Below are 24,566 nucleotides of genomic sequence, written 5' to 3' on the forward strand. Positions count from 1 at the left end.
GATGCTGGCCTATATTTTTCGGCGCTTGCTGCTGATCATTCCGACGCTGTTCGGCATTCTGCTCATCAACTTCGTGATCATCCAGGCCGCGCCGGGCGGTCCGGTCGAGCAGATGATTGCCAAGCTCGAAGGCTTCGAGGGTGCCACCAGCCGGATCGCCGGGGGCGGCGCGGAAGTGGCGGTCGCGGGCTCGACTTACCGGGGCGCGCAAGGCCTGGACCCGAGCCTGGTCAAAGAAATCGAACACATGTATGGCTTCGACAAGTCGGCGCCGGAACGCCTGTGGATCATGATCAAGAACTACGCCCAACTGGATTTTGGCGACAGTTTCTTCCGTGACGCCAAGGTCATCGACCTGATCGTCGAGAAGATGCCGGTCTCCATTTCCCTAGGGTTGTGGAGCACGCTGATCATGTACCTGGTGTCGATCCCGCTGGGCATCGCCAAAGCCACACGACACGGCAGCCATTTCGACGTCTGGACCAGTTCGGCCATCATCGTGGGCTACGCCATTCCGGCGTTCCTGTTTGCGATCCTGCTGATCGTGGTGTTCGCGGGCGGCAGTTATCTGGACTGGTTCCCGCTGCGCGGCCTGACCTCCAACAACTTTGACCAAATGAGCTGGCTGGGCAAGATCGGCGATTATTTCTGGCACCTCGCGTTGCCCGTCACCGCCCTGGTGATCGGCAACTTCGCCACCATGACCCTGCTGACCAAGAACAGCTTTCTGGACGAGATCGGCAAGCAGTACGTGATTACCGCCAAAGCCAAGGGCCTTTCACAGCATCGCGTGCTCTACGGGCATGTATTCCGCAACGCCATGCTGCTGGTCATTGCAGGCTTCCCGTCGGCGTTCATTGGTATCTTTTTCACCGGTTCTTTGCTGGTCGAAGTGATCTTCTCCCTCGACGGCCTGGGCCTGATGAGCTTTGAAGCCGCGATCAACCGCGATTATCCGGTGGTGTTCGGCACGCTATTCATCTTCACCCTGCTGGGGTTGGTTGTGAAGCTGATCGGCGACCTGACCTACACGCTGGTTGACCCGCGTATCGACTTCGAAAGCAGGGATCATTGATATGACGTTGTCCCCTCTCAATCGACGCCGCTTCGCACGCTTCAAAGCCAATAAACGTGGCTGGTGGTCGTTGTGGCTGTTCCTCATTCTGTTCGGCCTGAGCCTGGGCGCCGAATTGATCGCCAACGACAAACCGCTCGCCGTGCGCTACGACGGCCAGTGGTATTTCCCAGTGATAGAGCGCTACCCGGAAACCACCTTCGGCGGCGAATTCCCGCTGGAAGCCAACTACAAAAGCCCTTACATCAAGGAGCTGCTGGCGGCCAAAGGCGGCTGGACGTTGTGGGCGCCGATCCCCTTCAGCTACCAGAGCATCAACTACGACCTGAAAGTCCCGGCCCCGGCCCCGCCGTCCCGGGAAAATCTGCTGGGCACTGACGATCAGGGCCGCGACGTACTGGCGCGGGTGATTTATGGCTTCCGGGTCTCGGTACTTTTTGCACTGACGCTGACCGTGCTGAGCTCGATCATCGGTGTGATCGCTGGCGCGCTACAGGGGTTCTACGGCGGCTGGGTAGACCTGGTTGGCCAGCGCTTTCTGGAGATATGGTCAGGCCTGCCGGTGCTGTATCTGCTGATCATCCTCGCGAGCTTCGTGCAGCCCAACTTCTGGTGGCTGCTGGGCATCATGCTGCTGTTCTCGTGGATGAGCCTGGTGGACGTGGTCCGGGCCGAGTTTCTGCGCGGGCGTAACCTGGAATACGTGCGCGCAGCGAGGGCTCTGGGCATGCAAAACGGCGCAATCATGTTCCGCCACATTCTGCCCAACGCCATGGTTTCGACCATGACCTTCATGCCGTTCATTCTCACTGGCGCGATCGGCACCCTGACTGCGCTGGACTTCCTGGGCTTCGGCCTGCCCGCCGGATCGCCCTCGCTGGGCGAACTGGTCGCGCAAGGCAAATCCAATCTGCAAGCGCCCTGGCTGGGCATCAGTGCTTTCGCTGTACTGGCGCTGATGCTCAGCCTGCTGGTGTTCATCGGTGAATCCGCTCGCGATGCGTTCGACCCAAGGAAATGAGATGAAGCAGGACAATCTGATCGAAATCCGTGACCTGTCCGTCGAGTTCGTCAGCGGTGACAAAACGCAGCGCGTGGTCGAGGGCATCAGCTTCGACATTCGCAAGGGCGAGACCCTGGCGCTGGTTGGCGAGAGCGGTTCGGGAAAATCCGTCACCGCGCACTCGATCCTGCGCCTGCTGCCCTACCCGCTGGCCTCTCATCCGACGGGCACGATTCGTTACGCCGGCCACGACATGCTGACCGCAAGCGAAAAACGCTTGCGGGCGATTCGTGGCAATCGCATCGCGATGATCTTTCAGGAGCCGATGACCTCGCTGAATCCGCTGCAATCGGTCGAAAAGCAGATCAACGAAGTGCTCGGCCTGCACAAAGGCCTGACGGGCAAGGCAGCCACTGAGCGCACGCTGGAGTTGCTCGACATGGTTGGCATCCCCGAGCCGCGAAAGCGCCTTAAAGCATTGCCTCACGAGCTCTCTGGCGGGCAACGGCAACGGGTGATGATCGCCATGGCGCTGGCCAACGAGCCCGAACTGCTGATTGCGGATGAGCCGACCACCGCGCTGGACGTCACCGTGCAGCTGAAAATCCTCGAACTGCTCAAGGAATTACAACGCCGCCTGGGGATGGCATTGCTGTTGATCAGCCACGATTTGAACGTGGTTCGACAAATAGCCAACCGAGTATGTGTCATGCAGCGCGGTTGCATCGTCGAACAGGCATCGTGCGAAGAGCTGTTCCGTTCACCACAGCATCCTTACACCCGGGAATTGCTCAGCGCCGAGCCTACGGGCGGCCCTGCAGATAACCTTCCGGGCGCGCCCATGCTGGAGGTTGAAAACCTGAAAGTCTGGTTTCCGATCAAGAAGGGCTTTTTCAAACGCACCGTCGATCACGTCAAAGCGGTGGATGGCATTCACTTCAGCCTGCCAAAGGGTCAAACCCTTGGCATCGTGGGTGAGAGCGGTTCTGGCAAGTCGACACTGGGTCTGGCGATTCTCCGGCTGATCGGTAGCGACGGTGACATACGCTTTCAGGGCAAACCGCTAGACTCCCTGACGCAGCAGCAGGTCCGCCCGCTACGGCGACAGATGCAGGTGGTGTTTCAAGACCCGTTTGGCAGCCTGAGCCCGCGCATGTCGGTCTGCGACATCGTTGGCGAAGGCCTGCGCATCCACAAGATGGGCACGGCGGTGGAGCAGGAATCGGCGGTGGTCGAAGCGCTCAAGGAGGTCGGGCTGGATCCGGACGCCCGACACCGCTATCCACATGAGTTTTCCGGGGGGCAGCGGCAAAGAATCGCCATCGCACGGGCATTAGTGTTAAAACCGGCGCTGATTTTGCTGGACGAGCCGACTTCCGCGCTCGACCGCACCGTTCAGCGCCAAGTGGTGGAGCTGCTGCGTTCACTGCAAGCCAAGTACAATTTGACGTATTTGTTTATCAGCCATGATCTGGCGGTAGTCAAAGCGCTGAGCCACCAACTGATGGTGGTCAAGCAAGGCCAAGTGGTCGAACAGGGTGCAGCGCAAGATATCTTCGCCGCACCGCAACATCCTTATACACAGCAGCTGCTGGAAGCCGCCTTTTTGGCGCCGGCAGCTGTCGATTAACCTGATAGAGGAACAACACATGGGTTTTCTCGCCGGTAAGCGCGTCCTGATCGTCGGTGTCGCAAGCAAACTGTCCATCGCATCCGGCATCGCCGCCGCCATGCATCGCGAGGGCGCTGAGCTTGCCTTCACCTACCAGAATGAAAAACTCAAAGGCCGCGTCGAAGAGTTCGCGCAGGGCTGGGGCTCCAACCCTGAGCTGTGCTTCCCTTGCGACGTCGCCAGCGACGAAGAAATCGCCAAAGTCTTCGAAGAGCTGAGCAAAAAGTGGGACGGCCTGGACGTGATCGTTCACTCGGTCGGCTTTGCACCAGGCGATCAACTGGACGGCGACTTCACCGAAGCCACCACCCGTGAAGGCTTCCGCATCGCTCACGACATCAGCGCCTACAGCTTCGTGGCACTGGCCAAAGCCGGTCGCGAGATGATGAAAGGCCGCAATGGCAGCCTGTTGACCCTGTCTTACCTGGGTGCAGAACGCACCATGCCGAACTACAACGTGATGGGCATGGCAAAAGCCAGCCTGGAAGCGGGCGTACGTTACCTGGCAGGCAGCCTCGGCCCGGACGGTACTCGCGTCAACGCCGTTTCCGCCGGCCCGATCCGCACCCTCGCGGCCTCCGGCATCAAGAACTTCCGCAAAATGCTGGCAGCCAACGAAGCGCAGACACCTCTGCGTCGCAACGTCACCATCGACGAAGTCGGCAATGCCGGTGCATTCCTGTGCTCCGATCTGGCTTCGGGCATCAGCGGCGAGATCATGTACGTTGACGGCGGCTTCAACACCACCGCAATGGGCAATCTCGAAGAGTGATGTGATGGAGGGTAATACCTTCCATCGCTTCCTGGCCCTAAACAGGTTTACATCTGTTTGAGCCTTAAAACGCCCGATGCACTGCATCGGGCGTTTTGTATGTTTGGCCCCTTCAAAATTTAACCTTGCCCCAGATCAATCCAATCATCGCTGCAATAGTCGACGCAGCCAGTACGCTGAGCTTTGCGGACGACAGTAGAGCCGGATCAGAAAACGCCAGTGCGGCAATGAAAATGGACATGGTGAATCCAATACCTGCCAGCAGCCCCACCAGCACAACGCCTTTCCATGTCACGCCGTCCGGCAGCGTGCAGATATTGAGTTTAACCAACGCCAGGCTTGCGAGAATCACGCCAAGCGGTTTGCCCAGTACCAGCGCCAGAATAATCCCCACAAAGACACTTTGCGAAACCGCCTCGTCAAGGTTGGCCCCCCCAAGACTGACCCCGGCATTAGCCAGTGCGAACAGCGGCATCACACCGTAAGCGACCCAAGGGTGAAGGCCAACTTGTATGCGTTGTACCGGTGGCAGCACCTCCCGTTCGGCGTGGCGTAGTTGCTTCAGGGGTTTGGCAACCGCTTGCGGGTTATCGCCTGTCTGGGAAAAACGCTCCATCAATTCATGGAAAGTACGACCGATCGTGTCCAGCGGGCGCTCAACCGCAGGCTTGGAATTGACTGGAGCCATAAGACCCAAAATCACACCCGCGAGTGTAGGGTGCACTCCGGTCTTCAACAGGCCAAACCAAACAATCGCGCCGGGTAAAACGTAGGCGTAAGCCTTGCCGATCCCCATCCGCTGGAAGATCAGAACCAACAGAAGTCCGCCAACCACGACCAATAATCCGAGGTAATCCAGACTGACCGTGTAGAAAACCGCGATTATCAGGATCGCAACGATGTCATCAATGATGGCCAAAGCCAGCAGCAAAATGCGCACACCGCTTGGAATCGACTTACCCAACAGGGCAAGGACGCCAACGGCGAATGCGATGTCGGTGGCGGTCGGGACAGCCCAGCCAGCACTGGCCTCGCTACCATGGTTGAGCAGCGTGTAAATGATCGCTGGCATCAGGACGCCGCCCAGCGCAGCGCCGAGCGGCAGGGTGGCGAGTCTCATATTTGCCAGCGCGCCGTCCCTGATTTCCTGACGAATCTCCGCGCCGACGACCAGAAAGAAGATCGTCATCAGCCCGTCGTTGACCAGAAAATGCAGTGAACGCGAAACCGAGAAATCACCCAACCCCAACGTAAGCTGGGTATTCCAGAAATGCTCGTAGGAATCGGCAAACGGGCTATTGGCCCAGATCAGGGCGATCATTGCAGCCAGAAGCAGGACAATGCCGCTGACGGCTTCGATGTGAGAGAACCGTTCGAGCGCTGACAGCGCGCGCTCGGTCAACACCTGAGGACGGGGAATGGAAGCGGACGCCATTTTTTTATCAGACACATTTACTCTCCGTTGGCGGCCCGACCAACGCTTGAGCTTTAACCTGCACTGTGCTTTATGCCGCAGCGCACCCGCGGCGATCATAAGTAGCTGGCCGATAAGATGCAAACTGCAATCCAGCATGCCGCGATGAAACTTCTACCTTGTCAATTACTCCATCAGCCGTAGCCATTTAAGGTAATGCACATGATCGCGCGTTGGCGTTGGATAGCGAATCAATTCACCAAGCGGCTTTGGTTCAGAGCCTCACTGTTCTCGATTCTTGGTGTAGCCACGGCGTTGCTCGCCGTGATCTTCAAGGACTTCATCCCGGAAACATTGCCAGCGCTCATTGGCGCGGATGCAGTGGACAAGATCCTCGGGATCATTGCTTCCAGCATGCTCGCTGTCACAACCTTCTCGTTAAGCACCATGGTTACGGCATACGGTGCCGCAAGCAGCGGAGTGACGCCTCGTGCCACCACTCTCGTCATGGAAGACACCACGACGCAGAACGCACTGGCCACTTTTATCGGTTCGTTTCTCTTCAGCCTGGTTGGCATCATTGCATTGAGTACCGGCGCCTACGGAACACAGGGTCGGGTCTTGCTGTTCGCGGTGACGATAGTGGTTGTGATCCTGATTGTTTACACCCTGCTGCGCTGGATCGATCACCTGTCCAAACTCGGGCGTGTAGGAGAAACCATCGACCGGGTCGAAAAAGCTGCGATAGAGGCTATCAACCAACGCGTTCAGTGGCCGTACCTGGGCGGCTCAGCTTACCCGCATGATCTTGTACTCGCGCCTTGCGCGCGGACCCTGTCCAGTCAACACACTGGCTACGTCCAGCATATCGATGTGCATGCCTTGGGTATCGTTGCCGAGGAGTGTCAGATCCAGATCTATCTAGAAATTCTTCCAGGGAGCTTTGTGCATCTGGGCATGCCCCTCGTGCGTATTGTTGCATTGAACGGCAAGGATGAGGATGACCAGGCTATCAAGGAGAAGATCCTGGCGACCTTGAGCATAGGTATCAGGAGAACGTTTGAACACGACCCGCGTTTTGGACTTTCCGTACTCTCCGAGATTGCGTCACGCGCGTTGTCGCCGGCGGTCAACGACCCAGGCACTGCCATTGACGTCATTGGCCGGGGAGTCAGAACCTTGACCTGCTGGGGTAAACCGCACGCGTCTACGCCGAACAACAACCCGGGTTGCGACCTGGTGTACCTGAAAGGATTGACGGTTGATGATTTGTTCGACGATTTTTTCGCCCCAATCAGCAGGGACGGCGCAGGCCTGCTTGAAGTTAACCTTCGTCTGCTAAAGGCTCTCCTCAGCCTCGCGCAGATAAACCCGGCGCTCTTCAATCAAAGCTGCAAACGGCACGCGGAGCTGTTGATCATGCGTGCCAATATTTCACTCGCACTGCAACAAGAGAAGGATAAACTTAGCTCATTGGCAAAGACACTTTGCTCATAAAAAGCTTGAGGAGCGCGATTTTGCACTGCTCTCTGCGTGTGCTGAGCGCTTTGCAATCAGGGCAACCGCCATCAGGCTGACACCCATGAAAAAGCCCCGGTCTCTCACGAGCCGGGGCTTTTTGTATGTCCGCTTGATCGATCAGTACTTCTCGATCTTCGCGGCATTCTGCAACTGAGCACGGTATGCGGCGAAATCCTGCTGCCCTTCACGGGAAGCGAGGAAGCGACGGTACTGGGCTTTCTCTTCATCGGTTGGCGCCGCTGCCTGATTGACGCCGTTGAGGCGCACGATCACGAAGCTGCCGTCAGCGGCGGTCAGGTTGCCATAAACAGGCTTGTCCTGGCCTTCAGGCTTGGGCATACGGAACACCGACTGCAAGACCTGAGGATCGACACCCTCCTGCCCGCGTGAAGCCGCTTCAACGACCTTCCAGCTCTGGCCGGCCTGCTTGTCTGCCAACGGCGTCTTGCCGTCACGCAAACCTGCAAGAAGCGCCTCGCCTTTGGCTTTCACCGCTTCACTGGCGTGTTGCTTGGCCAATTGCGCACGAATAGCGCTGGAGACCGTTGCAAGAGGCAACTGCTCAGGCTGACGGTGTTCCTTGGCACGTACCACCACGACAGTCTCAGGGTCGAGTTCCAGCGCCGAACTGTTGGAACCCTCTTCCAGCACTTCGGGGCTGAATGCCGCCTGAATGACTGCGCGGTTGGCGGTCAGGCCTTCGCCACCTTCACGACCAAACGGAGCAGTGGTCTGAACTTTCAAACCCAGATCCTGCGCAGGCTGCGCCAGATCGGAGGATTCGAACGCCGAATCTTCCAGTTGCTTGGTGGCTTCCACGAACTTCTGCTCGACCAGTTGCGACTTGAGGTCGTTGGTCAGCTTGTCCTTGAGGCTTGCAAACGTCGGTACTGAAGGCGCTTCGACGCCCAGCAGCTTGATCAAGTGCCAGCCAAACTGACTGCGAACCGGTGCCGACACCTGATCCTTGTTCAACGCGTACAGTGCGTCCTCGAAAGCCGGATCATAGACACCCTTGCCCGCGTAACCCAGATCACCGCCTTTGGCTGACGAACCCGGATCCTGCGAGAACTCCTTGGCCAGGGCCGCGAAATCTTCACCTTTGGCCAGACGCTGCTGAATCTCTTCAACCTTCGCCTTGGCCTGGGCATCGTTCATCTTGTCGTTGACTTCGATGAGGATATGCGCCGCACGACGCTGCTCAGCCAGGTTGGCGATGTCCTTCTGGTAAGCAACCTGAAGCTCTTCATCCTTGACCGACACTTTGTCGAAGAACGAGGACTTCTTCAGCTCGATGTAATCGAGTACGACTTGCTCAGGGCTGAGAAACTCCTTGGCATGCTCGTCGTAATGGGCCTTGATTTCGTCGTCGGTGACTTTAACGCTGGATACATCGGCTGGAAGCGTCAGGGTCGCGAAGTCACGCGTCTGTTTTTCAAGACGGGCGAAAGCATCGACTTGCGCATCCGTGATGAATGCACTGCCAGCGATCCCGGCACGCACCTGACCGATCAGCATTTCCTGCCCAAGCATCTGGCGGAATTGCAGACGGGTGAAGCCCAGCTGACGAACCACCTGATCAAAACGGTCGGCATTGAACTTGCCGTCCACCTGGAATTCGGGGGTCATCAGGATTTGTTGATCAAGCGAGGCTTCAGAGAAGCCAAACTTCGAATCAGCAGCACCTTGCAGCAGCAACTTGCGGTCGATCAAACCCTTGAGGGCCGAATCGCGGAGCATTTGATCATTGAGCAGCGCAGGATCGAAATCCTTGCCCAGTTGTTGCGCGAGTTGCCGGCGTTGCATGTCAACCGCCTGAGACAACTCGTTCTGACTGATTTCCTCGCCATTGACCTTCGCGGCATCCTGACTGTGGCTGGTCGCTCTGAAAATGGCATCGAAACCCGTCAGGGCCATCAGAGCAATGATCACTCCGATAATGGTTTTGGCAATCCAGCCTTGTGAATTGTCCCTGATATTCTGCAGCATGCGTCCCCCAGAAACGGTTGTGTTTGACTCACCAACCGCGGAGCGTGGGTAGAATCCGGATAGAAGAAAGGCGCATCCGAAGATGCGCCTTCTCGTAACTTGCGAAGCGGACAGGGTTCGAATTTGCGTCCCCCGAGGTGACAGGCCAGCTTACAACCAACCGCACTTGCCGCTTCGCAACCAGAACAGCGTCAGGCTGCTCTGGCTGGGTAAAGGCAAAAATGAAACTCAGTTCACAGCTTCTTTCAGCGCTTTACCAGCTTTGAAACCTGGCTTTTTGGCAGCAGCGATTTCCAGAGTCTTACCGGTCTGAGGGTTACGACCTACGCGAGCAGGACGATCCGTCACGGAGAAGGTACCAAAACCAACCAGTACAACGGAGTCGCCAGCCTTCAGAGCGCCAGTGACGGACTCGATTACTGCGTCCAGCGCACGGCCAGCAGCAGCTTTCGGGATATCAGCGGATGCAGCGATAGCATCAATCAGTTCCGACTTGTTCACTCTAAGTCCCCTTATATCTATATTTGAGTATTTTCTAAGTTTTTTGGTGTGGCCAAACGAACGCTGAGTGGCCCGGCTATATTGACTGCCTGAGCTTGAAGAGCCGCTTTATAACAAGGGCTCTAAAAAGCTGTCAAGGAAGCCACTCAGACTAATGCGTGCTAATTCTTTCCTTTGAGTCAGACTCGCGTTTCTCATCCTTCGCAACCAGCTCCGGAGCCACATCCGGCAAGGGCTCCGGCGCGTATTGCAGCGCAATTTGCAGGACTTCGTCAATCCATTTAACGGGCTTGATCTGAAGGTCCTGCTTGATGTTGTCAGGAATCTCTTTCAAATCGCGAACGTTTTCCTCGGGAATGATCACTGTTTTGATCCCACCGCGGTGTGCGGCGAGCAGTTTTTCCTTGAGTCCGCCAATCGCCAGAACCTGCCCGCGAAGGGTGATTTCGCCGGTCATTGCCACGTCTGCACGCACCGGTATCTGTGTAAGCGCTGAAACAAGCGCCGTGCACATGCCTACGCCTGCGCTAGGACCGTCTTTGGGCGTCGCCCCTTCTGGCATATGGATGTGCGTGTCGCGCTTCTCATGGAAGTCCAGAGGAATGCCCAGGCTTTTCGCCCGACTGCGCACAACAGTCAACGCCGCAGTGATCGATTCGACCATGACATCACCCAGTGAACCGGTTTTGATCAACTGACCTTTGCCCGGAACCACAGCGGCTTCGATGGTCAGCAATTCACCACCTACCTGAGTCCATGCAAGGCCCGTCACCTGACCAATCTGGTCCTGTTGCTCGGCCAATCCGTAGCGGAATTTGCGTACGCCCAGGAAATTCTCGAGCATTTCTGCAGTGACCTTCACCGAAAAACGCTTCTCGTGGGCGTGTTCTCTGACCGCTTTGCGGCAGACTTTGGCGAGCTGACGCTCAAGGCTTCGCACCCCGGCTTCACGCGTGTAATACCGGATAATGTCGCGAATGGCCTCGACATCAAACTCGATCTCGCCTTTTTTCAGACCGTTTGCCGCAATCTGCTTGGGCGAAAGGTACTTGATCGCGATGTTGATCTTTTCGTCTTCGGTGTAACCCGGCAAACGAATGACTTCCATGCGATCCAGCAGTGCAGCTGGAATGTTCATGGAGTTGGCGGTGCACAAGAACATCACGTCCGAGAGGTCGTAATCGACTTCAAGATAGTGATCGTTGAAATTGTGGTTCTGCTCAGGATCAAGCACTTCGAGCAGCGCAGAAGCAGGATCGCCGCGCATATCGCTGCCCATCTTGTCGATCTCGTCGAGCAGGAACAGCGGATTACGGACGCCGACCTTGGTCATCTTCTGAATCAGACGGCCTGGCATCGAACCAATGTAAGTCCGGCGATGACCGCGAATTTCCGCTTCGTCACGCACACCACCCAACGCCATGCGGACGAATTTGCGGTTAGTGGCGTTAGCGATCGACTCCGCCAGAGAGGTTTTACCCACACCTGGCGGCCCCACCAGGCACAGCACAGGACCGCGAATCTTCTTCACGCGCTTCTGCACGGCGAGGTACTCAAGGATGCGCTCCTTGACCTCGTCCAGACCGTAGTGATCGGCATCGAGAATGTCTTCGGCGCGAGCAAGGTCCAGACGCACCTTGCTTTGGGCTTTCCATGGCACCTGAACCAGCCAGTCGATGTAAGACCGCACGACCGTGGCTTCTGCCGACATCGGCGACATCTGCTTGAGCTTGTTCAACTCGGCAGTTGCTTTGGTCAGTGCGTCTTTTGGCAGGCCAGCGGCATCGATGCGCTTTTTCAGCTCTTCGATTTCATTGTGGCCTTCATCGCCGTCGCCAAGTTCTTTCTGAATGGCCTTCATCTGCTCGTTCAGGTAGTACTCGCGCTGACTGCGTTCCATCTGCTTTTTCACGCGACCGCGAATGCGCTTCTCGACCTGCAACAGGTCGATTTCGGCATCCAGCAGGGCCAAAACGTGTTCGACCCGTGCAGACAGATCAATAATTTCGAGTATGTCCTGCTTCTGCTCGATCTTCAGCGCCATGTGCGCTGCCATGGTGTCGACCAGACGGCTTGGCTCATCGATGCTGTTAAGCGAAGACAAAACCTCGGCAGGGACTTTCTTGCCCAACTGTACATATTGCTCAAACTGAGCGAGCAAGCTGCGCACGAACACTTCGGATTCACGGTCAGGCGCATCGACTTCATCGATCAGCACGACCTCGGCACGGCAGTGCCCATCAATCTCGATGAAGCGCTCCACGGAGCCGCGCTGCTCACCTTCGACCAGAACTTTGACGGTGCCATCAGGAAGCTTCAACAGTTGCAACACCGTTGCAACAGTACCCACGCTATAAAGAGCGTCTTCACCAGGATCATCGTCTGCGGGATTTCTTTGCGCGAGCAACAGGATTTGCTTGTCGCCGGTCATTGCGGCTTCCAGAGCCTCAATCGACTTTTCGCGCCCCACGAACAGTGGGATAACCATATGCGGATAGACAACAACATCGCGCAACGGCAAAAGAGGCAATTCAATGGTCGTCTTCATGATTTCGCCTCTACAGCGGCCATAAGGCCATGGACAGATAGATATGAGCTGAAAATCAAGATGGGGGTAGATACCCAAAAAAACAAGCATCGGTTTGAGGAAATGCAAAAGCACCTGAATGCAAAAGGGGCCAGAAAGGCCCCTTTGCGTTTTACATCATCGCCACATCGCTGGCGTTGTCACACCGAGACTTAAGCGTCTGGTGCAACTTTTGCTGGCGGCTCGCTATTTTCGTAGATTAACAGCGGCTTGGACGTTCCCTCGATCACGCTCTCGTCGATCACCACCTTGCTCACGTCCGATTGCGACGGGATCTCGTACATGGTGTCGAGTAGGACGCCTTCCAGGATGGAGCGCAGGCCGCGAGCACCTGTCTTGCGCTCAAGCGCACGACGGGCAACCGATTTCAGCGCATCCGGGCGGAACTCAAGGTCCACGCCTTCCATTTCGAACAGTTTGCCGTACTGCTTGGTCAGCGCATTCTTGGGCTCGGTCAGAATCTGCATCAGCGCAGCTTCGTCAAGCTCATCCAGCGTAGCCAATACAGGCAGACGGCCAACGAATTCCGGGATCAAACCGAACTTGACCAAATCGTCAGGCTCGACTTCACGCAGGGACTCGCCCACCTTCTTGCCTTCTTCCTTGCTCCGCACTTCGGCATTGAAACCAATACCACCGCGGGTAGAACGCGCCTGAATAACCTTTTCAAGGCCAGAAAACGCACCACCGCAAATGAACAGGATGTTACGCGTGTCCACTTGCAGGAATTCCTGCTGTGGATGCTTGCGACCACCTTGCGGAGGAACGGAAGCCACGGTGCCCTCGATCAGTTTCAGCAGAGCCTGCTGTACGCCTTCGCCGGACACATCCCGGGTGATCGAAGGGTTGTCGGATTTGCGCGAGATCTTGTCGATCTCATCGATGTAGACAATACCCATCTGGGCCTTTTCTACGTCGTAATCGCATTTCTGCAACAGTTTCTGGATGATGTTTTCTACGTCCTCACCCACGTAACCTGCTTCGGTCAGGGTGGTGGCGTCAGCAATGGTGAACGGTACATTGAGCAAGCGGGCCAGAGTTTCAGCCAGCAGGGTTTTGCCGGAGCCTGTAGGGCCAATCAGCAAAATGTTGCTCTTGCCCAGTTCAACGTCGTCGTTTTTCTTGTCACGCTGGTTCAAACGCTTGTAGTGGTTGTAGACCGCTACTGCGAGAACCTTTTTGGCACGCTCCTGCCCAATGACGTATTGGTCAAGGATGCCGCTGATTTCTTTGGGCGATGGCAGTTTATGCGCGCTGCTTTCCGCCTGGGCTTCTTGCACCTCCTCTCGGATGATGTCATTGCACAGGTCGACGCACTCGTCACAGATAAATACCGAGGGGCCGGCAATCAACTTGCGCACTTCATGCTGGCTTTTGCCGCAGAAGGAGCAGTAGAGCAGTTTGCCGTTGTCCTCGCCGTTGCGGGTGTCAGTCATTCGATCGATCCAATCCGGTAGGCTTGCAACACAAGATGAAGGCAATTGCGGGCTTTTTCAAGTCCGCAGGTGGTGCGGATTTCCGGCCACCTGGGATTACTGCCTATCAAGCAGTCATTTAACCATTTGACGCTTATCGAGAACCGAATCAACCAGACCGTACTCAGCAGCGCGTTCGGCGCTCATGAAGTTGTCACGGTTGGTGTCCTTCTCGATGGTTTCCAGCGACTGACCCGTATGGTGAGCCAGCAATTCATTCAGGCGCTGGCGAATGAACAGGATTTCTTTGGCATGGATGTCGATGTCCGACGCCTGCCCCTGAAAGCCGCCCAACGGCTGGTGAATCATCACGCGCGAGTTAGGCAGCGCAAAACGCTTGCCATGTGCGCCGCCGGCCAGCAGGAAAGCACCCATGCTGCAGGCCTGGCCCATGCATGTGGTCGACACGTCCGGCTTGATGAACTGCATGGTGTCGTAGATCGCCATACCAGCAGTCACCGAACCACCTGGTGAGTTGATGTAAAGATGGATGTCCTTGTCCGGGTTCTCCGCTTCAAGGAACAGCAGTTGCGCCGAGATCAGGTTGGCCATGTAGTCTTCTACCGGACCAACCAGAAAGATCACCCTCTCCTTCAGGAGACGCGAGTAGATGTCATAGGCGCGTTCGCCACGGGCGGACTGCTCGATAACCATCGGGACCAGGCCGCCTGCGGCCTGGATGTCAGAGTTCTGCTGAATATAAGAATTGCGGGACATGTCCGGCATTCACTCCCAAATAGTCATGTCTTGAATACGCATAAGCCAGCGCGAAGGCTGGCTTATGGTGTTTTCGAACGAGAGGAGAAATCAGTCGGCTTGTGGAGCTTCTACCGGCTTGACCGCTTCTTCGTACGAGACCGCTTTATCGGTCACGCTCGCTTTCTGCAAAACAGTATCCACAACTTGTTCTTCAAGCACAACCGAACGCACTTCGTTCATCTGCTGTTCGTTCTTGTAGTACCACGATACGACCTGCTCCGGCTCCTGGTAAGCGGAAGCCATTTCCTTGATCAGCTCGCGAACGCGATCTTCGTCTGGCTTGAGGTCGAACTGCTTGACCACTTCAGCAACGATCAGGCCCAGCTCGACACGACGCTTGGCTTGCTCTTCAAACAGCTCGGCCGGCAGCTGATCTGGCTTGATGTTGCCGCCAAACTGCTGAACGGCCTGCACGCGCAGACGGTTCACTTCGTTTTCCAGAAGCGCTTTAGGCACTTCGATCGGGTTGGCGGCCAGCAAGCCGTCCATTACCTGATTTTTGACCTTGGATTTGATCGCCTGACGCAGCTCACGCTCCATGTTCTTGCGAACTTCGGTGCGGAAGCCTTCGATGCCGGTTTCCTTGATGCCGAACTGATTGAAGAATGCTTCGTTCAATTCAGGCAGCTTAGGCTCGGAAACAGTGTTGACCGTGACGGTGAACTCGGCAGCTTTGCCAGCCAGGTCCAGGTTCTGGTAGTCCTCTGGGAACGTCAGGTTCAGGACGCGCTCTTCACCGGCTTTGGCGCCAACGAGGCCGTCTTCGAAGCCAGGAATCATACGGGCCGAACCCAACACCAGTTGAGTGCCGGTAGCGGAGCCGCCAGCGAACTCTTCGCCGTCAGCCTTGCCAACGAAATCGATGATCAGCTGGTCTTCGTTCTGAGCGGCACGGTCGGCTGCTTCAAAGCGAACGTTCTGCTTGCGCAGGATTTCCAGCATGTTGTCGAGGTCGCTGTCAGCCACATCGGCAGACAGACGCTCTACAGCAACGGATTCAAAACCGGCAACGGTGAACTCAGGGAATACTTCGAATGTTGCGACGTATTCCAGGTCCTTGCCTTTTTCGAAGGATTTTGGCTCGACCGACGGAGCGCCAGCCGGGTTCAGCTTTTGCTCTACCACTGCTTCGTAGAAGGTCGCCTGGATCAGGTCGCCCAGTGCGTCTTGACGAGCACCGTCTTCGTAACGCTGGCGGATCACGCTCATTGGCACTTTGCCTGGGCGAAAGCCCGGGATCTTGGCTTTACGTGCGGTCTGCTGCAGACGCTTGTTGACTTCGGTCTCGATGCGCTCAGCTGGCACGCCAATAGTCATGCGGCGCTCAAGAGTGGAAGTGTTTTCAACAGAAACTTGCATGGATATTCCTCGTTGCACAGACGTTAGCCGGCCGTTTCCGACCCCAGAATCAAGGGCAAGCATTCTAGTGGGTCAAACTCAAGAAGTCACCCTACTGAGTGAGGGTAAATACGGTGGAATGATTCAAGGGATGTACCGCGGACAACAATCGTCGTCGCGAGGCTTCTGGCTCGGGCATGAATCGCCCTATATAAAAGGAAGCGATTATGGCCGGACGTCGCCCTGAAATAAAAAAAGCCGCACTAGGCGGCTTTCTTTAATCCTTGAGGCTGCCGGGGCAACTCTCGAGGTTTTTACTGGTGCGGACGGAGAGACTCGAACTCTCACACCTTGCGGCGCTGGAACCTAAATCCAGTGTGTCTACCAATTCCACCACATCCGCGTTTGAAGCTGTCAAAGCAAAGGCGCCAGATTATAAGTCTGGCGCCTTCTTCGAATATGGGGTGGACGAAGGGGATCGAACCCTCGACAACGGGAGTCACAATCCCGTGCTCTACCAACTGAGCTACGCCCACCATATTGCGTTGTAACCGGCGCATTCGTAAAGAACACTACTTGTGCCAAAGCTGCCGTTAATGGCGCACCCGGCAGGACTCGAACCTGCGACCATCCGCTTAGAAGGCGGATGCTCTATCCAGCTGAGCTACGGGCGCTTATTTAATTTGCATTCTTGCGACTACAAATTAAGAGCTTTCAATCATGCTGAGTCGATCTGAACTCCACCTGACTTAATCAACCTACCGACTTCGCAAGCCATCTCTGGCTACTCAGTGCTAGGCTGTGCCCGACAAGTGCGACGAATCTTATAGACGGTCTAAAAGGTCGTCAACTCTTTTTTCCAAAAAATTCAGGTAATTAAAGGGGTTAGGGGATTATGCAGACCAACCGCCTTTGCCCGTGCGCGATGTCATGCGAGAATGCGCGCTCTTTTTTCCTCCCTTCCGATGGTTAATCACGCGTAATGACTGCAAAACTAATAGACGGCAAAGCGATCGCAGCCAACCTGCGCCAGCAGATCGCCAAACGTGTCGCCGAGCGTCGCGAGCAGGGCCTGCGAACGCCAGGCCTCGCGGTGATCCTGGTCGGCAGCGATCCCGCCTCTCAGGTTTACGTCTCACACAAACGCAAAGACTGCGAGGAGGTCGGGTTCATCTCTCAGGCCTACGACCTGCCAAGCGCCACCACCCAGACCGAGCTGACGGACCTCATCGATCGCCTGAACGACGACGCCGCCATCGACGGGATTCTGCTGCAATTGCCGCTGCCGGAACACCTCGATGCCTCAAGCCTGCTTGAACGCATTCGCCCCGATAAAGACGTGGACGGTTTCCACCCCTATAACGTCGGTCGCCTGGCCCAGCGCATTCCTCTTCTGCGCCCTTGCACGCCTAAAGGCATCATGACGCTGCTGGAAAGCACGGGTGTGGATTTGTACGGCAAAGATGCGGTGGTTGTAGGTGCATCCAACATTGTTGGCCGGCCTATGGCCATGGAACTGCTGCTCGCGGGCTGCACCGTCACCGTGACGCATCGTTTTACCCAGGACCTGGCCGGGCATGTCGGTCGTGCTGACCTGGTAGTGGTCGCCGCCGGCAAACCCGGGCTTGTGAAGGGCGAATGGATCAAGCAAGGCGCCATCGTCATCGACGTGGGTATCAACCGTCAGGATGACGGCAAGCTGGTAGGCGATGTGGTGTATGACACTGCCCTGCCCCGCGCTGGCTGGATCACTCCAGTACCGGGCGGCGTAGGCCCGATGACCCGCGCCTGTCTGCTGGAAAACACGCTTTACGCAGCGCAAACGCTGCACGGCTGATCGGCTTGACTGATCAGAGAAGCAAAAAACGGCACCCCAGGGTGCCGTTTTTTATGGGTTGCTCAGATGTGAAGATGTGGGAGCGCGCTTGCCTGCGATTGCGGTGTGTCAGGTGCCATAACGGTTAGATGCACCCTCATTATCGGGGGCAAGCGCGCTCCTACAGGTCTCTACTTCTTGGCGCTTTCCCAGCTTTTCAGCAGCTCGTTGTAGTTGATGGTTTCGCCCTTCGGCTTCTCGTTGGCCAACTTGCGTTGTGGCGCGAGGAACTTGCCGCCGCTGGCTTCAGCTTTCTTGTACCACTCTTCAGCCGAGGTTTCCGGGTTCATCTTCGGCGCACAACCGCTGGCTTCCTGAACCTTCGAACGCTCGATACGGGTCATGATCGCGTCCTGATCCTTGGCCAGACCGTCGAGCGCTGCCTGCGCAGTTTTCTCGCCGGTAACCGCCTCGGCCACGTGGCTCCACCACAACTGAGCGAGCTTCGGATAGTCAGGCACGTTAGTACCGGTAGGCGACCACTGAACACGTGCCGGGCTGCGATAGAACTCCACCAGACCGCCGAGTTTCGGCGCCAGCGCAGTCATCTCTTTCGAGTTGATGTCCGACTCACGAATAGGCGTCAGGCCCACGATGGTTTTCTTCAGCGATACGGTTTTCGACGTCACGAATTGCGCGTACAACCACGCCGCCAGACGTTGCTTCTCAGGCGTCGCTTTCAGGAACGTCCACGAACCCACGTCCTGATAGCCCAGTTTCATGCCTTCTTTCCAGTATGGACCTTTAGGCGACGGCGCCATCCGCCACTTCGGCGTGCCATCGGCATTCATCACCGGCAGACCCGGTTTGGTCATGTCGGCCGTGAACGCGGTGTACCAGAAGATTTGCTGAGCGACGTTACCTTGCGAAGGCACGGGGCCCGACTCGGAGAACGTCATACCAGCGGCTTCAGGTGGCGCGTAGGCTTTGAGCCAGTCGATGTATTTCTGAGTGGCGAATACAGCTGCCGGGCCGTTGGTGTCGCCGCCACGGGTGATGCTTGACCCGACCGGATGGCAATCCTCTACACGGATGCCCCACTCGTCCACTGGCAAGCCGTTCGGCAAGCCCTTGTCGCCGCTACCCGCCATGGAGAACCAGGCATCGGTGAAGCGCCAGCCCAGGGATGGGTCTTTTTTGCCGTAGTCCATGTGGCCGTAGACTTTCTTGCCGTCGAGCTCCTTGACGTCTTCGCTGAAGAACTTGGCGATGTCTTCATAGGCAGACCAGTTGACTGGCACGCCCAGCTCGTAGCCGTACTTGGCCTTGAACTTCTCTTTCAGGTCAGGACGGTCGAACCAGTCAGCACGGAACCAGTACAGGTTGGCGAACTGCTGGTCAGGCAGTTGATACAGTTTGCCGTCTGGCGCGGTGGTGAACGAGGTGCCGATGAAGTCCTTCAGGTCCAGGGTTGGCGAGGTGAAGTTCTTGCCTTCGTTGGCCATCATGTCGGTGAGCGATTCGGCCTTGCCATAGCGGAAGTGCGTACCGATCAAGTCAGAGTCGTTGACCCAGCCGTCATAGATACTTTTGTCGGACTGCATCGCGGTTTGCAGCTTCTCGATGACGTCGCCTTCCTGGAGCAGGTCGTGAGTCACCTTGATGCCGGTGATTTCAGTGAACGCCTTGGCCAGGGTTTTGGATTCGTACTCGTGAGTGGTCAGGGTTTCCGACACCACTTTGATGTCCATGCCGCGGAATGGCTCAGCCGCCTTGATGAACCACTTCAACTCTTCCAGCTGCTGTTCGGCAGTGAGTGTCGAAGGCTTGAACTCGCTGCCCACCCATTTTTTCGCTGCGTCTTCGTATTGATCAGCCCACGCCGACACGCTCAACCCGCTGAGCGTCAGCATGGTCGCCAATGTCACACTATGTCGCAGCTTGTTTTTCTTATTGAACATAGACACCTCCAGTGTTTTTTCTTATTTAGTCCCGCTTTCAAACCTCTAGCGACTCTATGCAGGAGCGCGCTTGCCCGCGAGGGCGATCTGTCTGCGAAGAATGTATCGACCGACAGTCCTCTATCGCGGGCAAGCGCGCGCCTACAGTTGAGCGGCGCTCTTACGACTCAATCTTCAACCCCAACGCATTACCACCAACAGCCACAACAGGGACAACCCCGATGCAACCCAGATGCTCCAGTCGGTCGCGCCGATTACCAGCAAATGCAGGTAGGCGCTGCCCAATAATCCGATGAACAACCGATCGCCACGGGTGGTGGAGATCGGCAAGAAACCTCGCCGCTCAATGCTCGCCGAACGCAACTCCCAAGCGGTCATACCGACCAGGATTGCGGCGATGCTGCCAAAGAAAATTGCGGTGGGCAGTGTCCAGGCCATCCATTCCATATCAGCGACTCCTCAGACACGACCAAGAGCAAAGCCCTTGACCACGTGATTGCGAACGAACCAGATCACCAGCATCCCCGGCAGGATAGTCAATACCCCGGCCGCTGCCAGCACCCCCCAATCAATACCCGAAGCCGACACTGTACGCGTCATCACGGCCGCGATCGGCTTGGCGTTAACCGATGTCAGCGTGCGCGCCAACAACAGTTCAACCCAGGAGAACATGAAGCAGAAGAACGCTGTCACACCGATGCCAGAGCCAATCAACGGGATGAAGATCTTGCCGAAGAACTTGGGAAAGCTGTAACCGTCGATGTACGCCGTTTCGTCGATCTCTTTCGGTACGCCCGACATGAAGCCTTCGAGAATCCACACCGCCAGCGGCACGTTGAACAGGCAATGTGCCAATGCGACCGCGATGTGAGTGTCGAACAACCCGATGGAGGAGTACAGCTGGAAAAACGGAAGCAGGAACACCGCCGGTGGCGCCATTCGGTTGGTCAGCAACCAGAAGAACAGGTGCTTGTCGCCGAGGAAACGATAGCGTGAAAACGCATAAGCCGCAGGCAATGCCACGCTCAGCGATATCACGGTATTCAGGCAAACGTAGTACAGCGAGTTGATGTAGCCGCTGTACCAGCTTTCATCGGTGAAAATCACCTTGTAGTTCGCCAGTGTGAAGTCCTGCGGGAACAGCGTCAGACCGCCGAGGATTTCGGTGTTGGTCTTGAACGACATGTTCACCAGCCAGTAAATCGGCAGCAGCAGGAACACCAGATAGATCCACAACGGGATGATTGTTTTCAGAGAAACTTTTGCGCGCATGTTCATGGCCGCTCCTCAGTTCTTTTCGCCGTGGGTCATGGCGGTGTAGAACACCCACGACACCAACAGAATGATCAGGAAATACACCAGCGAGAAAGCCGCCGCCGGACCGAGGTCAAACTGCCCCAGGGCCATGGTGGTGAGGGTCTGGCTGAGGAACGTCGTCGAGTTACCCGGACCGCCACCGGTGAGCACGAACGGCTCGGTGTAAATCATGAAACTGTCCATGAACCGCAGCATCACCGCGATCAACAGCACGCTCTTCATCTTCGGCAACTGGATGTGACGGAACACCGCCCAGCTCGACGCCCGATCAATGCGCGCGGCCTGGTAATACACATCCGGAATAGCCCGCAGGCCGGAATAAGCGAGCAGCGCCACCAGTGAAGTCCAGTGCCAGACGTCAATGATCAGCACCGTTACCCAGGCATCCGAAGCGTTCGCGGCGTAGTTGTAGCTGATGCCCAGCACGTTGTTGAGAAACCAGCCCATCAGGCCGATATCGCCACGGCCAAAGATCTGCCAGATGGTGCCGACCACGTTAAACGGAATCAGCAGCGGAATGGTCATCACGATCAGGCACAGCGAAGACCAGCGCCCTTTTGTCGGCATACACAGCGCAATACCGATACCCAGCGGGATCTCGATCAACAGCACACACGCCGAATAGATGAACTGACGCAACAGCGAATCGTGCAGGCGCGGGTCCTGCAACACTTGGCGGAACCAGTCGGTACCGACGAAGTAGCGGCTGGACTGGTCGAAAATGTCCTGCACCGAATAGTTGACCACGGTCATCATCGGGATGATGGCGCTGAACGCCACCAGCAGAAACACTGGCATTACCAACCACCAGGCTTTGTTGTTCTGCACCTTACTCATGGGGCACCTCACTCGCCGGGTTGGCTTCCAGCAGATAGTCGTCGGCGTACAGCATCAACCACTGGCCGGGAAAACTGATCCATGCCTGACCTTGCGGCACCGGTTTGTCTTCCTGAATGCGGACCTTGAGCAACTGGCCCGCCAGTTTCAGCGTAATGATCTTGTAGGTGCCGAGGTCTTCGACGTAAGTCACGTCAGCGCACATGGCGTCGTCGTACGGGCCGTCCCAGAGATGCACGAACTCAGGGCGAATGCCGACCTTGAGGCTGGTCCACTGAGTCGACGCCAGGCGTTGCTGCAAACCTTCGGACAGCGGCAGGTGAATGTCACCGAACCCTACGCCACCCGGTTGCGGGGTGACTTCGATCAGGTTCATGCCGGGGCTGCCGATGAAGTAGCCGACGAAGGTGTGACGTGGTTTTTCGAACAGCTCGCGGGGCGTGCCGAACTGCACGATCTGACCGCCGAACATCACGGCGATCTTATCGGCAAAAGTCGAAGCCTCAAGCTGGTCGTGGGTGACGTAGACCATGGTGATGTTGAACTGCTCATGGATTTGTTTGAGCTTGCGCCGCAGCTTCCACTTCAGGTGCGGGTCAATAACGGTCAACGGTTCGTCGAACAGGATCGCTGATACGTCATCGCGCACGAGACCCCGGCCCATCGAGACTTTCTGTTTCTCGTCGGCGGTGAGGTTCTTGGCTTTCTTTTTAAGCAGCGGTTGCAGGTCAAGTACGTCGGCGATTTCGTGAACCTTGGCCGCTACCTTTTTCTCATCCATGCCCTGGTTGCGGAGCGGGAACGCGAGGTTGTCGAACACCGTCATGGTGTCGTACACCACCGGAAACTGGAAAACCTGGGCGATGTTGCGCTGCTCGGGGGACATGTCGTTGACCACTGTGCTGTCGAACATCACCTTGCCTTCCGACGGGCTCAGCAGGCCGGAAATGATGTTGAGCAGGGTCGATTTGCCGCAGCCGGACGGGCCAAGCAACGCGTAAGCGCCGCCCTGCTCCCAGATGTGGCTCATCTCGCGGATCGCATAGTCTTCAGGCCCGCTTGGCGTGGCGCTGTAACTATGGGCGAGGTTTTGCAAACGGATCTCAGCCATCAGGCAACCCTCGCCATGCGCAGGCCCGGCGCCTGAATCAGGCCGCCCTGCTGATCGAATACAAACAATTTATGCGTCGGGATGTAGACGCGGATCGACGCATCGACGTCGTACGCATGCACGCCCGGCAAATGCAGCACCAGCGAGAAATGCTCGTTGCGCACATGCAGGAATGTTTCGGAACCGCTGATCTCGGCCAGCTCCACAGTCACCGCCAGTTCCAGATCGTCGTCGTTGGACGGCACCAGGCTCAGGTGGCTCGGGCGCACGCCAAAGCGGTAGTCGCCATCACCGATATTGCGCAGATCAACGTTGAGCGGGAAGTGTGCAAAGTTGGCGAAGCTGACTTCGTTGCCTTGTATGCGGCCCGGCATCAGGTTGATCGGCGGCTCTGAAAACAGCTCGGCGGCGAGCACGGTTTTCGGCTGGTGATAGACCTCAGGCGTGCGACCGCTCTGGATCACCCGGCCCTCGTGAAGAATGGTCGTGGTACCACCGAGGGCGAGCGCTTCGTTCGGCTCGGTGGTGGCGTAGATCGCGATGGTGTGGCGCGCTTCAAACAACAGGCGCATCTCCTGACGCAGCTCTTCGCGCAGCTTGTAGTCCAGGTTGACCAGGGGCTCATCGAACAGGATCAGCTCAGCGTCCTTGACCAGCGCCCGCGCCATGGCGGTACGTTGCTGCTGGCCGCCGGAGAGTTCCAGGGGATAACGGGAGAGGAATTTTTCGATCCGCAGCATTTTCGCGGTTTCCAGAACCTTGTTCTGGATTTCTTCTTTCGATACACCGGCCTGACGCAGTGGCGAGGCGATATTGTCGAAAACGGTCATGCTCGGGTAGTTGATGAACTGCTGATACACCATTGAAACGTTGCGATGGCGCACGGCAACTTTGGTGACATCTTTGCCATTCATCAGTACCCGGCCGCTGTCTGGCTTGTCCAGGCCGGCCATCAGGCGCATCAGGCTGGTTTTGCCTGATAAGGTGCGCCCCAGCAATACGTTGAATGAGCCAGGTTCGAAGCTCAGCGACGCATCATCGATCCAGATCTGACCGTCGACTGCGCGGCTGACGTGCTCAAGCGTGAGAGACATGGCGTGCCCTTTTGTCTGTTCTGATTCTTATTAGAAGACTGGTGCTTGTTGTTCTGGTCGCACGTTCGTCGACCCGCTTGTTGGATAGCGACAATCATGCCAATCCGCGCGCACACGCACCTGAACAGCCACAAGCCACGGAATAGAGCCTTCTCGACGAGTTGCGCATCAGACTTACATTCGTTGCTGAACAAAAATGAACAGTAAACACTGAACACCTGAACAAAATGAACATTGACTTTGAACAATCCTGAACAACAATGGACGTAGGTTCCGGGCACGGATGCTCATGCAAGCCGCTGATAAAAAACAAAGCATAAAAAT

Annotated in this window: 19 protein-coding genes and 3 tRNA genes; 6 read left to right on the plus strand and 16 right to left on the minus strand. The window is 56.7% G+C overall.

What is annotated here, in order from left to right:
• Position 1: 1 nt before the first annotated feature.
• Genes OYW20_RS17160 through fabI form a run of 4 tightly spaced genes read left to right on the plus strand, consistent with a single transcriptional unit; the run spans position 2 to position 4,522 of the window.
• Positions 2-1,075, plus strand: coding sequence for a microcin C ABC transporter permease YejB (locus OYW20_RS17160; protein WP_268797136.1), 1,074 nt, complete (start codon positions 2-4; stop codon positions 1,073-1,075).
• Position 1,076: 1 nt separating this feature from the next.
• Positions 1,077-2,096 (plus strand): ABC transporter permease, encoded by a 1,020-nt coding sequence (locus OYW20_RS17165; RefSeq protein WP_268797137.1) that lies wholly within the window; start codon positions 1,077-1,079, stop codon positions 2,094-2,096.
• Position 2,097: 1 nt separating this feature from the next.
• On the plus strand, positions 2,098-3,708 hold the full coding sequence (locus OYW20_RS17170) for an ABC transporter ATP-binding protein (protein ID WP_268797138.1): 1,611 nt from the start codon (positions 2,098-2,100) through the stop codon (positions 3,706-3,708).
• Positions 3,709-3,727: 19 nt separating this feature from the next.
• Positions 3,728-4,522: an enoyl-ACP reductase FabI gene (gene fabI / locus OYW20_RS17175; protein WP_268797139.1), complete on the plus strand. Its 795-nt coding sequence runs from the start codon at positions 3,728-3,730 to the stop codon at positions 4,520-4,522.
• A 112-nt stretch (positions 4,523-4,634) separates the two neighbouring features.
• Here fabI and nhaA read toward each other — a convergent pair whose 3' ends face one another.
• Positions 4,635-5,957, minus strand: coding sequence for a Na+/H+ antiporter NhaA (nhaA, locus tag OYW20_RS17180; protein ID WP_268801169.1), 1,323 nt, complete (start codon positions 5,955-5,957; stop codon positions 4,635-4,637).
• Between the two features lie 201 nt (positions 5,958-6,158).
• Here nhaA and OYW20_RS17185 point away from each other — a divergent pair, with 201 nt between their 5' ends.
• Positions 6,159-7,433 (plus strand): DUF2254 domain-containing protein, encoded by a 1,275-nt coding sequence (locus OYW20_RS17185; protein ID WP_268797140.1) that lies wholly within the window; start codon positions 6,159-6,161, stop codon positions 7,431-7,433.
• Between the two features lie 141 nt (positions 7,434-7,574).
• Here the strand turns inward: OYW20_RS17185 and OYW20_RS17190 are convergent, their stop codons facing one another.
• From OYW20_RS17190 to OYW20_RS17230, 9 genes are all read right to left on the minus strand, one after another.
• Positions 7,575-9,446: a SurA N-terminal domain-containing protein gene (locus tag OYW20_RS17190; protein ID WP_268797141.1), complete on the minus strand. Its 1,872-nt coding sequence runs from the start codon at positions 9,444-9,446 to the stop codon at positions 7,575-7,577.
• A 228-nt stretch (positions 9,447-9,674) separates the two neighbouring features.
• A complete protein-coding gene (locus OYW20_RS17195; RefSeq protein WP_096822334.1) occupies positions 9,675-9,947 on the minus strand; it encodes an HU family DNA-binding protein in 273 nt (90 codons plus the stop codon).
• A 151-nt stretch (positions 9,948-10,098) separates the two neighbouring features.
• Complete coding sequence (gene lon, locus OYW20_RS17200) at positions 10,099-12,495, minus strand: endopeptidase La (RefSeq protein ID WP_268797142.1); 2,397 nt, start codon at positions 12,493-12,495, stop codon at positions 10,099-10,101.
• Positions 12,496-12,686: 191 nt separating this feature from the next.
• Complete coding sequence (clpX, locus tag OYW20_RS17205) at positions 12,687-13,970, minus strand: ATP-dependent Clp protease ATP-binding subunit ClpX (protein WP_268797143.1); 1,284 nt, start codon at positions 13,968-13,970, stop codon at positions 12,687-12,689.
• A gap of 114 nt (positions 13,971-14,084) precedes the next feature.
• Positions 14,085-14,726, minus strand: a complete 642-nt coding sequence (gene clpP, locus OYW20_RS17210) for an ATP-dependent Clp endopeptidase proteolytic subunit ClpP (protein WP_268797144.1) — start codon at positions 14,724-14,726, stop codon at positions 14,085-14,087.
• Between the two features lie 90 nt (positions 14,727-14,816).
• Positions 14,817-16,127, minus strand: coding sequence for a trigger factor (gene tig, locus OYW20_RS17215; protein WP_268797145.1), 1,311 nt, complete (start codon positions 16,125-16,127; stop codon positions 14,817-14,819).
• Positions 16,128-16,424: 297 nt separating this feature from the next.
• Positions 16,425-16,509, minus strand: a tRNA-Leu gene (locus OYW20_RS17220).
• Between the two features lie 57 nt (positions 16,510-16,566).
• Positions 16,567-16,642: transfer RNA gene (locus OYW20_RS17225), tRNA-His, on the minus strand.
• 61 nt (positions 16,643-16,703) lie between these two features.
• Positions 16,704-16,780, minus strand: a tRNA-Arg gene (locus tag OYW20_RS17230).
• Positions 16,781-17,088: 308 nt separating this feature from the next.
• Here OYW20_RS17230 and folD point away from each other — a divergent pair.
• Positions 17,089-17,943, plus strand: coding sequence for a bifunctional methylenetetrahydrofolate dehydrogenase/methenyltetrahydrofolate cyclohydrolase FolD (folD, locus tag OYW20_RS17235; protein ID WP_268797146.1), 855 nt, complete (start codon positions 17,089-17,091; stop codon positions 17,941-17,943).
• A 170-nt stretch (positions 17,944-18,113) separates the two neighbouring features.
• Here folD and OYW20_RS17240 read toward each other — a convergent pair whose 3' ends face one another.
• The 6 genes from OYW20_RS17240 to OYW20_RS17265 all read right to left on the minus strand — a co-directional run bounded on the left by OYW20_RS17240 (position 18,114) and on the right by OYW20_RS17265 (position 24,242).
• Entirely contained in the window at positions 18,114-19,883 is a 1,770-nt protein-coding gene (locus OYW20_RS17240) for an ABC transporter substrate-binding protein (RefSeq protein ID WP_268797147.1), read from the minus strand.
• Between the two features lie 174 nt (positions 19,884-20,057).
• Positions 20,058-20,330, minus strand: coding sequence for a DUF2160 domain-containing protein (locus OYW20_RS17245; protein ID WP_268797148.1), 273 nt, complete (start codon positions 20,328-20,330; stop codon positions 20,058-20,060).
• A gap of 12 nt (positions 20,331-20,342) precedes the next feature.
• Positions 20,343-21,155, minus strand: coding sequence for a carbohydrate ABC transporter permease (locus OYW20_RS17250; protein WP_268801170.1), 813 nt, complete (start codon positions 21,153-21,155; stop codon positions 20,343-20,345).
• A gap of 15 nt (positions 21,156-21,170) precedes the next feature.
• Positions 21,171-22,037 carry a carbohydrate ABC transporter permease gene (locus tag OYW20_RS17255; RefSeq protein WP_268797149.1) on the minus strand — a complete coding sequence of 289 codons (867 nt, stop codon included), beginning with the start codon at positions 22,035-22,037 and terminating at the stop codon, positions 21,171-21,173.
• Positions 22,030-23,148, minus strand: coding sequence for an ABC transporter ATP-binding protein (locus OYW20_RS17260; RefSeq protein WP_268797150.1), 1,119 nt, complete (start codon positions 23,146-23,148; stop codon positions 22,030-22,032). The genes OYW20_RS17255 and OYW20_RS17260 overlap by 8 nt, the downstream gene beginning before the upstream one ends.
• Positions 23,148-24,242: an ABC transporter ATP-binding protein gene (locus OYW20_RS17265; protein ID WP_268797151.1), complete on the minus strand. Its 1,095-nt coding sequence runs from the start codon at positions 24,240-24,242 to the stop codon at positions 23,148-23,150. Before OYW20_RS17265 ends, OYW20_RS17260 begins: the two co-directional genes overlap by 1 nt.
• Between the last annotated feature and the right edge of the window lie 324 nt (positions 24,243-24,566).

Origin of the sequence: Pseudomonas sp. BSw22131 (genome assembly GCF_026810445.1) — a bacterium.
In the GTDB taxonomy this organism is placed as follows: domain Bacteria; phylum Pseudomonadota; class Gammaproteobacteria; order Pseudomonadales; family Pseudomonadaceae; genus Aquipseudomonas; species Aquipseudomonas huanghezhanensis.

Coding starts and splice junctions, on each gene's coding strand:
- OYW20_RS17160 (WP_268797136.1), top strand. CDS start 2: ATGCTGGCCTATATTTTTCGGCGCTTGCTGCTGATCATTCCGACGCTG.
- OYW20_RS17165 (WP_268797137.1), top strand. CDS start 1,077: ATGACGTTGTCCCCTCTCAATCGACGCCGCTTCGCACGCTTCAAAGCC.
- OYW20_RS17170 (WP_268797138.1), top strand. CDS start 2,098: ATGAAGCAGGACAATCTGATCGAAATCCGTGACCTGTCCGTCGAGTTC.
- fabI (WP_268797139.1), top strand. CDS start 3,728: ATGGGTTTTCTCGCCGGTAAGCGCGTCCTGATCGTCGGTGTCGCAAGC.
- nhaA (WP_268801169.1), bottom strand. CDS start 5,957: ATGGCGTCCGCTTCCATTCCCCGTCCTCAGGTGTTGACCGAGCGCGCG.
- OYW20_RS17185 (WP_268797140.1), top strand. CDS start 6,159: ATGATCGCGCGTTGGCGTTGGATAGCGAATCAATTCACCAAGCGGCTT.
- OYW20_RS17190 (WP_268797141.1), bottom strand. CDS start 9,446: ATGCTGCAGAATATCAGGGACAATTCACAAGGCTGGATTGCCAAAACC.
- lon (WP_268797142.1), bottom strand. CDS start 12,495: ATGAAGACGACCATTGAATTGCCTCTTTTGCCGTTGCGCGATGTTGTT.
- clpX (WP_268797143.1), bottom strand. CDS start 13,970: ATGACTGACACCCGCAACGGCGAGGACAACGGCAAACTGCTCTACTGC.
- clpP (WP_268797144.1), bottom strand. CDS start 14,726: ATGTCCCGCAATTCTTATATTCAGCAGAACTCTGACATCCAGGCCGCA.
- tig (WP_268797145.1), bottom strand. CDS start 16,127: ATGCAAGTTTCTGTTGAAAACACTTCCACTCTTGAGCGCCGCATGACT.
- folD (WP_268797146.1), top strand. CDS start 17,089: ATGACTGCAAAACTAATAGACGGCAAAGCGATCGCAGCCAACCTGCGC.
- OYW20_RS17240 (WP_268797147.1), bottom strand. CDS start 19,883: ATGTTCAATAAGAAAAACAAGCTGCGACATAGTGTGACATTGGCGACC.
- OYW20_RS17245 (WP_268797148.1), bottom strand. CDS start 20,330: ATGGAATGGATGGCCTGGACACTGCCCACCGCAATTTTCTTTGGCAGC.
- OYW20_RS17250 (WP_268801170.1), bottom strand. CDS start 21,155: ATGCGCGCAAAAGTTTCTCTGAAAACAATCATCCCGTTGTGGATCTAT.
- OYW20_RS17255 (WP_268797149.1), bottom strand. CDS start 22,037: ATGAGTAAGGTGCAGAACAACAAAGCCTGGTGGTTGGTAATGCCAGTG.
- OYW20_RS17260 (WP_268797150.1), bottom strand. CDS start 23,148: ATGGCTGAGATCCGTTTGCAAAACCTCGCCCATAGTTACAGCGCCACG.
- OYW20_RS17265 (WP_268797151.1), bottom strand. CDS start 24,242: ATGTCTCTCACGCTTGAGCACGTCAGCCGCGCAGTCGACGGTCAGATC.